Source organism: Protofrankia sp. CiT1 (assembly GCF_917627335.1).
Lineage (GTDB): Bacteria > Actinomycetota > Actinomycetes > Frankiales > Frankiaceae > Protofrankia.
The window spans coordinates 1-5,200 of the sequence record NZ_CAKJTP010000214.1 but is presented as its reverse complement, the minus strand read 5'-3'; the positions used below and the strand labels follow the sequence as shown (position 1 = coordinate 5,200).

Sequence of the window (5,200 nt, the reverse complement as noted above, 5' to 3'; positions counted from 1 at the left end):
CATAAAACGAGGAATTCGGCAACCTGCGGGCTATGCGCTTGACTCGTGGCGGTGGCGCCATGTGGTGCAGCGGTCCACGTAGGTGGGTAGGTGGGTGCGGGTGAACTCCTCGGGGCTCCATGGTTCGGCGGGGAGGAAGTCGGTGGGGTTGGTGCAGGCGTAGGTCCATGCGTGGCGGCCGTGGTCCAGGGGGACGCGGGTCAGGGTGTAGATGTCGGCTTCGAAGGCGTCGAGGGTTTCTCGTTCTGCCTGGGTGAGGTCGTCGAACAGATGTCCGGTGGCGGTGGTGGTCGGGTCGGGGATAAGGCCGGGGTAGATCCGTTCCGGCAGAGCGATGACGCGCCATCCGGTGACCGTGACCGGGACGCGGTGGGGGTCGCGGTCGATAAGAACATGGAGGACGTCAGGGAAGAGGAGGCTTCCGTAGACGAACAGGGGCGCCGGGTCCGCCGATGCGGGGGCCAGCCGGCCAGAGCTGGGTGAGTTGGTGTGGGGTGAGGGGCTGGGCGTAGACGGCACGGAAGACCTTCCCCACGGTGGCGGTGTCGGCGGTGTCGGCGAGGGAAACGAACCAGTCGATGCCGGCGGGGTAGGCCCACAGATAGCTTCGTAGCTGGGGGTCGTTACCGCGGTCGGTGAGGATGTCGGCGATGGTGGCCGTGGTCCAGAACGGGACGCGGGTGCGGGCGTGCTCGGCGCACTCGGTGGCAGGTGCACCGGTGTTGATGGCCTGGTGCAGCTCGGCGCGGACGAGTTGTAGGTAGTGGTCGAGGCGGACCCGGGCCGTGACGGCGGTGTCGTCGGGGACGATGAACAACGGCATGGCCTGGGCGATGCCTTCCAGCAGCATTTGATACGGCGTGTGGATCGCCAGCAGGCGGGGCCATGGCACGTCGGTCTGTCTGGCGGTGGCGGTGTAGCTGGCGCTTTGGAGGGCATGGCCGAGAATTTCGTGGAGGGCGAACTGGCGGATGCGTACCGTGGTGAAGGCAGCGTTGCGGAGGTTGAGCCGGAGCCGTACGTGCTGGCCGGTGCCGTCGAGCCAGTAGGCCCAGTAGGCGTCAACGTCCGCGGTCGTGATCTCCAGGGTGTATGGGGCGTCGGTGTCGGCAAGGGCGCGGACGGCGGGCTCTGCCTCGGTGGCGGCGGCCCGGATCATCTCGGGTGCGTCGGTGATGTCGACCGGGCCTTCGGTCTCGCGGAGCTGGTGGTCGGTGGTGGCGTCCCACGACACGCCAAGATCGGCCAGGGCTGTGCGGGCGCGGTCACCGATGGCGGTCACGTACTCGTCGGGCCATCCGGCCGCGGGGCATCCCTGGGTGGCGGTCAGGTAGTCGTCGAGCGGGGGGTGTTCACCGAGGAGCGCGCCGAGATAGGTCAGGTGTGCGCGGAGCTGCTCGGCGCACACCTGGTCGCCTTCATCCGCAGCCTGTGCGGACAACGCGGAAAGCGCGCTGTGCACGTCCACACGGCTGGGGGCGGCCGTCACCGGGTCCGGCGGTGGCACACAGTCGAAATCGATGATCGGGGCGGCTTGACGCGCGGTCTCGTAGGCGTCCCAGGCTCGGAGTGTCTGTTCGATGTCGTCACGGAGGCGCATGGGTGGTGTCCCATCGCAGCGTCACGAACTGGTTCGGTCGGAGGTTCCGCCGGGTCAGCTCGATGACGACGCCGGTTTCGCCTCGGGAGAAGGACAGGCCGTCGGTCGCGGAGATCTCTGAGCCGTCCGGCCGGTCCTCGGTCGCCGTGCACCGGGTTAATGCTGTGACGCCTTGGTGGCGAAGCCGGATCGTGAGGGTGCCGGTCGGGCGGACGATCGACTGTCGCCAGTAGTGGTCGTAGACGAACCGTCCGCCGGTGCTCCGGTAGCCGACGATCGCGGTCTCTCCGGGTTGGATCGCGGGGAAGATCTGGCAGGCGAACCGGGCGTTGAGCGTGGTGTCGTGGATGCGTTGGATAATGATGTTCCGGTTGGGGGAGGGCAGGGCCTCGAGCTGTAACGGGCCGTTGGTGGTCTCGAACCACAGTTCCCGGTTCAACCGGGTGAACGGCGTGGCCGTGGCGTTGTAGAGCTCGTGCCGGTAGGTCAGGGTTGCCCATCCGTCTTCGGCAACGTCGATGTCGATGGTCAGGCTGCGGTCCTCGACGTCACCGACTGTCTCACCGGCCGGTGGGGTCACGTTGGCCGTGCTTGTCGTGCCGGCGGCGGGTTGGCTGGGGACAGCCGGGCTGGTGGGTGGTGCCGCCGATGCGGGGTCCGGGACGGTTATGGGTTGCGTGTTCTCCCAGGGGCGCGGGGCGAGGCGGAAGTAGGTGCCGGGGATGCGTAAGGCGTCGGCGATGCGCTGGACAAGGTCCAGCGAGGTGATCCGGGTCTCGCCGCTCATGACCCGGCTGACCCGGCTTTGCGTGAGCCCCGGTACCGGGGAGGACACGCGGTCCTGGCTGGCGCCGTCGTACTTGCGCATCAGACGAAAGATCGTCTGAAAGTCCAGGGTTTCGCAGGCGGCGCGGAACTCGTCCCGGGCAAGAAGTTCGGGCGAGACGATGTAGGGAGGAGCGGGCTGGGCCATCCGCCATCTCCTCGGTATGGGCTGATTGCCAGGTCAGCGGGTGGTCAAGGTCGTTATGCAGAGATTAGCGCCACTATGCCATCGTGGTATGGGTCGTTCGCCGCTGGTGGGATGGTGTGGCGCTCGGCTGGCTCTCGTCAACTGCTCGGCAGGCGGTGACCGGTCCGGATTCCATGCACACCGTACATTGCCATCGTGACGTTTCGTGATGTAGCAGGTGCGGGTGAGGCTGCTGTGCAGGTCACCCCGCCCCGCGTTCGCGTAGAGCCGGGCTCCGCGGGGCGGGGTGGCATCCCGGACGCGAGCGGACGAGACGAGAGGGACGGCACATGCCATTGCGCATACCGAGACAGACCAGGATGGATCATCGAGGCGGGCCTGGGGGCTCGCGATGACCTGGATAAGCGGCTCCTGCCAGACGCCCGAGCAACCCGGGGTGGGCCTGCTGCCGTGGGGCGCGAACGCCTGGGCGCTGGCCGTCCCGGCTGACTCCTCGGCCCAGGCGCTGGCTGCGGCGGCGGCGGAGATGCCGGCGGGTCTGCGGTTTATCGAAGTCCACGGAGATGTTGACGTCATGCTCGTCTATGAGGCGTCGGGCGTGCGGCTGGACCGGCGGCAGGTGCCCGGGGCATTCCTGCGGGCCATGCTCGAACTGGACCCGGCGTTGGTCGGGGAAGGCAACGGGCGGCGATGGATGACCGAGGGGGAACGGGCCGCATATGCGGCGGGGAAAGCCGATGTCGCCGATGCGCTGCGGCGGCAGCTGATCGGTCAGCTGCCTGCCCGCGCCGGGAGCCATTCTCTGCCAGGCTGATATCTCGGAACGTCACACGGGCCGGACCTCGCCGCGAGGTCCGGCCCTTTGTCGTCTCAGGATGGTGGTCGGCTGCTCGACCGGGTGACGGCGTGTTCGATGGCGGTGAGTCTGGTCATGGCCTCGGTCATGCGCTCGTCCAGGCGGGCCAGGATAGCGAGGATCTCCCGGCCGGGGGGTTCGTGTGTCTCGTCGTCTTCGGTCGGTGTGCTGGATATCAGGATGTGTATCAGGTGGTCGTCGGGCCAGCCCAACGCGAGGGCGATCGCGGTCAAGGTCTTGTTCTGCACGCGGCGGCCGGCGCCGTGTTGAAGCTCGCGCAGGGTCGACACGGACACCCCTGACGCGCGGGCAAGGTCTTGTTGTCCGATGCGGCGGCGGGCCATCCGGTCGTTGAGTGCTACGGCGACGGCGGCCCAGTCCTCGCCGTCCACTGGACCTCTCGTCCGGTATACCGGCGGGGTTTTCCGGTCAGCCATGCGTGCATATTAGCGGCCTGCGCGGGAGCGCTACCGGTATACCCGCGCGTCATATCACCATGGCATGAAACGATGCGGCACGCATGATGGCCATGCTACCGGTATATACAACGCCGGACTGGCGGTTGATGCGCGCTTGGTGAGCGGTGGATTGTGTTTCTCGTCAGCCGGAACGCACCGATGGTTCCGGGGTCAACAAGACGAGTGGAGGCGGCGTGATGGCGGTTCCCGGGCGTATTCCGGTGCGTTTTGAGGACGTGTTCCCGCACGGCGCGTTCGTGCTGGGTGTGGAGCCTGCGAACGACTACGACAAGGTGAAGGCGAACGTGCCGGATGTGCAGGCGCGGGACAAGGACACCGGCGAGCGGGTGTGGGCGGTGCGGGTCCTCGACGCGGACCCGGCGGCACGGAAGTCCGAACTGAAGGTGAAGATCCTCGGTGAGGTGGCGCCGGTGCCCCCGGACCCGATGCCGGGCACGCCATTCCGGCCGGCGCTGTTTGAGGGGCTGGTCGTGGTGCCCTATGTGGATGCCAATGGGCGGGTGGCGTTCTCTTTGCGGGCGGCGGCGATGCGTCCGGTTGGTTCGGTGGCCTCGGCGCGGCGTCCCGGTCCGGCGGTGGCGGCGTGAGTGGGCTCGACGCGGACGTGCTGCGCTCCTCGACGCAGCTGGGGCTGGGCGTGGGCGCGGACTGGTTGGTTCGCTGCCACATCTGCCCGGACAAGCCGCCGATCCTCACGGTCGACGTAGGCCAGGCGCGGCTTTCTGTCTCGCCGGCTGGTACCGCGGTGACCGCCGACCAGGTCGAGTTCGCGTATGCGCTGCTGGGCGCGGTGAACGATTACCTCGTGGAATGTGAACGGTTCCGGTTCGCCGCCCAGGACGCGGCTGAATTGCCACGGGATCTCGCCGCGTAGTCGTTGCGGCATAGTCGTTGCGCAGTTTTTTCCGGCAGGTGGTCTGGAACCGTCGGCTTTGACGGGCGGTTCTGGGCCTGCCTCCGCTGCTTTCCCCGTTTTTTCCGATCCTGGTTTCGTGTGCTCTGAAACAGGTGGTATGTGTCATGTCCAGAATTAACGGTGACCGGGGAATACCCCGGATTCCGTCCCGGGCCGATACGGTCCGTGTCCCGCTGTGGATGCTGCTTGTCGGACTGGCCGGCAAGATATGCGCCCACGTGCTGGTCTTTCTTGTGCGGCATCCGGTGCTGGTCGGTCTGCTGCTCGCCGTGCTCGTGGTTCGGGAGCGGTTCGGCCTGGCCGGGCTGAGCCTGGGCGTTGCCGGCTTGGTCCTGATGGCCGTCGTCTGGCGGCTGACCCATCGCCGGTCATTCAC

At 67.4% G+C, this 5,200-nt stretch carries 7 protein-coding genes and 1 pseudogene; 4 read left to right on the top strand and 4 right to left on the bottom strand.

Annotated features, from left to right (window positions below; genetic code table 11):
* Window positions 1–30: 30 nt before the first annotated feature.
* Genes MJ785_RS20155 through MJ785_RS20145 form a run of 3 tightly spaced genes read right to left on the bottom strand, consistent with a single transcriptional unit; the run spans window position 31 to window position 2,573 of the window.
* Entirely contained in the window at window positions 31–519 is a 489-nt protein-coding gene (locus tag MJ785_RS20155; protein WP_239382299.1) for a gamma-glutamylcyclotransferase family protein, read from the bottom strand.
* Entirely contained in the window at window positions 404–1,600 is a 1,197-nt protein-coding gene (locus MJ785_RS20150) for a hypothetical protein (RefSeq protein ID WP_239382297.1), read from the bottom strand. The genes MJ785_RS20155 and MJ785_RS20150 overlap by 116 nt, the downstream gene beginning before the upstream one ends.
* Entirely contained in the window at window positions 1,587–2,573 is a 987-nt protein-coding gene (locus tag MJ785_RS20145; RefSeq protein ID WP_239382295.1) for a helix-turn-helix transcriptional regulator, read from the bottom strand. Before MJ785_RS20145 ends, MJ785_RS20150 begins: the two co-directional genes overlap by 14 nt.
* Window positions 2,574–2,964: 391 nt before the next feature.
* Between MJ785_RS20145 and MJ785_RS20140 the strand changes: the two genes are divergently transcribed.
* A complete protein-coding gene (locus MJ785_RS20140; RefSeq protein WP_239382293.1) occupies window positions 2,965–3,387 on the top strand; it encodes a hypothetical protein in 423 nt (140 codons plus the stop codon).
* Between the two features lie 56 nt (window positions 3,388–3,443).
* On the opposite strand, the gene MJ785_RS20135 is transcribed toward MJ785_RS20140, so the two are convergent.
* The gene (locus MJ785_RS20135) at window positions 3,444–3,866 is read right to left on the bottom strand and encodes a helix-turn-helix transcriptional regulator (protein ID WP_239382291.1); all 423 of its coding nucleotides are present in this window, start codon (window positions 3,864–3,866) and stop codon (window positions 3,444–3,446) included.
* A gap of 218 nt (window positions 3,867–4,084) precedes the next feature.
* Between MJ785_RS20135 and MJ785_RS20130 the strand changes: the two genes are divergently transcribed.
* The 3 genes and pseudogenes from MJ785_RS20130 to MJ785_RS20120 all read left to right on the top strand — a co-directional run.
* On the top strand, window positions 4,085–4,495 hold the full coding sequence (locus MJ785_RS20130) for a plasmid replication, integration and excision activator (RefSeq protein WP_239382289.1): 411 nt from the start codon (window positions 4,085–4,087) through the stop codon (window positions 4,493–4,495).
* Window positions 4,492–4,782, top strand: a complete 291-nt coding sequence (locus MJ785_RS20125; RefSeq protein WP_239382287.1) for a hypothetical protein — start codon at window positions 4,492–4,494, stop codon at window positions 4,780–4,782. Before MJ785_RS20130 ends, MJ785_RS20125 begins: the two co-directional genes overlap by 4 nt.
* A gap of 146 nt (window positions 4,783–4,928) precedes the next feature.
* Window positions 4,929–5,200 (top strand): annotated as a pseudogene (locus MJ785_RS20120) (cell division protein FtsK); the annotation flags it as partial.

What these genes read in the sequence shown, in the direction of transcription:
- MJ785_RS20135 (WP_239382291.1), bottom strand. Translation starts at nt 3,866, where the DNA reads ATGGCTGACCGGAAAACCCCGCCGGTATACCGGACGAGAGGTCCAGTG.
- MJ785_RS20145 (WP_239382295.1), bottom strand. Translation starts at nt 2,573, where the DNA reads ATGGCCCAGCCCGCTCCTCCCTACATCGTCTCGCCCGAACTTCTTGCC.
- MJ785_RS20140 (WP_239382293.1), top strand. Translation starts at nt 2,965, where the DNA reads ATGACCTGGATAAGCGGCTCCTGCCAGACGCCCGAGCAACCCGGGGTG.
- MJ785_RS20150 (WP_239382297.1), bottom strand. Translation starts at nt 1,600, where the DNA reads ATGCGCCTCCGTGACGACATCGAACAGACACTCCGAGCCTGGGACGCC.
- MJ785_RS20130 (WP_239382289.1), top strand. Translation starts at nt 4,085, where the DNA reads ATGGCGGTTCCCGGGCGTATTCCGGTGCGTTTTGAGGACGTGTTCCCG.